The sequence below is a fragment of the Geobacillus sp. Manikaran-105 genome, from assembly GCF_002809955.1.
Lineage (GTDB): Bacteria > Bacillota > Bacilli > Bacillales > Anoxybacillaceae > Geobacillus > Geobacillus thermophilus.
Map to the genome: position 1 here is coordinate 1 of NZ_PIJG01000114.1, position 2,064 is coordinate 2,064.

Sequence of the window (2,064 nt, forward strand, 5' to 3'; positions counted from 1 at the left end):
TCCTATTGCCTTTTTTGGCCATTTTCAGTATACCCTCACGGATCAGGAGCGTATACCGCACTCACCAAGTGGTGGGGATTTTCACGGAAAAGTTCCATGGGCAGCGCGCTTTGCCCTCCACCCGGCATGAAAATGACTGCTCAAGGCGCATGCATTTTCACGGAAAAAGTGTGAGCTGTTTTTGATGTTTTTCTAAGAACGGCTTTAGGGTAGTGCATTGTGAATTCTTACATTGTCGAGAATCACGATGATGTGTTTCTTCGGATATTGAGAAAAATATACTCTATGTATTACACCTCGTTGTTTCCATGCACAAAAACTCGTCTTCATTGCGTTGAGTGCGCCACATTAAGAAACGGTGGCATGATGTCCATACGTAGGACTTGTTTTTGTTTTCCTTTCAAGATTCATGTGGCATGGAGAGCTTGGTAATCACGAATGTGACTCTCATCTTCGTACATGAACCCCATGTCTTCAGAGGAGTTTTTTAACTCTTGAACTTTTTCTTGAAATTCTTGTTTGTTTTTTTATAGTCTGCACGCTTCAAGGTATATGTTGGGCGTGTATAACTCAATCCCCAACGATGAGGCATTTTGGTGATGTCAAACCGAGTCATAGACACATTGTTTTTTCCATAACGTGTTGAAGAATGCGTGTGTTCCAATAAGCTTCTATTTCAAACCCTTCTTGGGCAGGAGTGGATTCCAAGATCATTTTCTTGAGCTGAACTTCTTCCGCTTCAGACAGGTAAGTTTTTTTACCAGGAGCGTAACGTCGTTCTAATAAAGCATCCATGCCGCCTTCTTAAATTTTTGGACATAAGAAGAGACCGATTGTCGATGAAGATTCAAAAGTTGAGCCACTTGTAAGTCCATGTAACCTTGCATAACCAGACGAATGGTAGCTACTCGTTTTCTTGTTAGGAGCAGTATAGGCAGAAGGCTGGCATCTTTAAACATGTTGAGAAATCAAGTTGGATTTATATAGTTGTTATTATGGGAATGTTGCTATATCAAAAATAATTCTTGTGTTATATAGACGAATTAGATTACTCTATAGGCACTATAATTATTATTAAAGAAAGTGGTTGATTTTTGATGTCAATAAAAAAGAGGGTTTTGTTTGCTGCTTCAGTTTATTTTCATTTTGTGGCTTTCCACAAGCCATTTATGAGATTATTACAGGATATGGGATATGAGGTACACGCGGCGGCAAATTCGGAACATGGAGGTAAACAGGAAATTGAGAAAATGGGAGTTATTTGTTGGGATATTCCGTTCTCCCGCTCGCCCTATCAGCTATCCAATTTGAAAGCCGTAAAGCTATTAATGAATTTATTTAATCAATATTATTTTGACTTAATTCATGTTCATACTCCTGTCGCCTCCTTTCTAGTTCGTTATACAGCGAAAAAATGTCAGCAAGGTGCTGTTCTTTATACGGCTCATGGATTTCATTTTTATAAAGGGGCTCCTATTCAAAACTGGCTTATCTATTATACGGCTGAAAAACTAGCGAGAAGATGGACAGATGGCTTAATAGTAATGAATAAGGAAGATTATCAAAATGGTCAAAGATTGGGATTCAAGGAGAATGAATCCTTATTTTTTGCGCATGGAGTCGGTGTTTCGCTTGATCAATATAGTGTGAATGAGGATGTTAATGTCCGTGAACAATTAGGCATCAAAAAGAATGATGTTGTAGTGACATATATTGCAGAACTAAATCATAATAAAAATCATTTATTTTTACTAAGAAATTGGAAGAAAATTTTGCAGTATAATTCTAATGTTCATTGCTTAATTGTAGGTAAGGGTGAAAAAGAAATAGAGCTCAAAAAATACGTAGAACAAAATCATTTAGAAAATATTCACTTTTTAGGTTTTCGTAATGATATTCCGATGATTTTGTCCGATTCAGATATCGTAACGCTATTATCATTTCGAGAAGGTTTGCCTCGATGCGTGTAACTATTCAGTCACATCATAAAGTGAGCTGAATATTTTTTGCTTTTCCTGTCTATGATGTGAATATTGATAGACAAGGAGGTGAATCACATGTTGA

General features: G+C 37.2%; 2 protein-coding genes. One reads left to right on the forward strand and one right to left on the reverse strand.

Features of this window, described 5'->3' with window-relative positions:
- Nucleotides 1-612: 612 nt before the first annotated feature.
- A complete protein-coding gene (locus CV945_RS16715; protein ID WP_100660190.1) occupies nt 613-795 on the reverse strand; it encodes a hypothetical protein in 183 nt (60 codons plus the stop codon).
- Between the two features lie 302 nt (nt 796-1,097).
- Here CV945_RS16715 and CV945_RS16720 point away from each other — a divergent pair, with 302 nt between their 5' ends.
- Complete coding sequence (locus tag CV945_RS16720) at nt 1,098-1,970, forward strand: glycosyltransferase (RefSeq protein ID WP_100660191.1); 873 nt, start codon at nt 1,098-1,100, stop codon at nt 1,968-1,970.
- Nucleotides 1,971-2,064 lie beyond the last annotated feature (94 nt).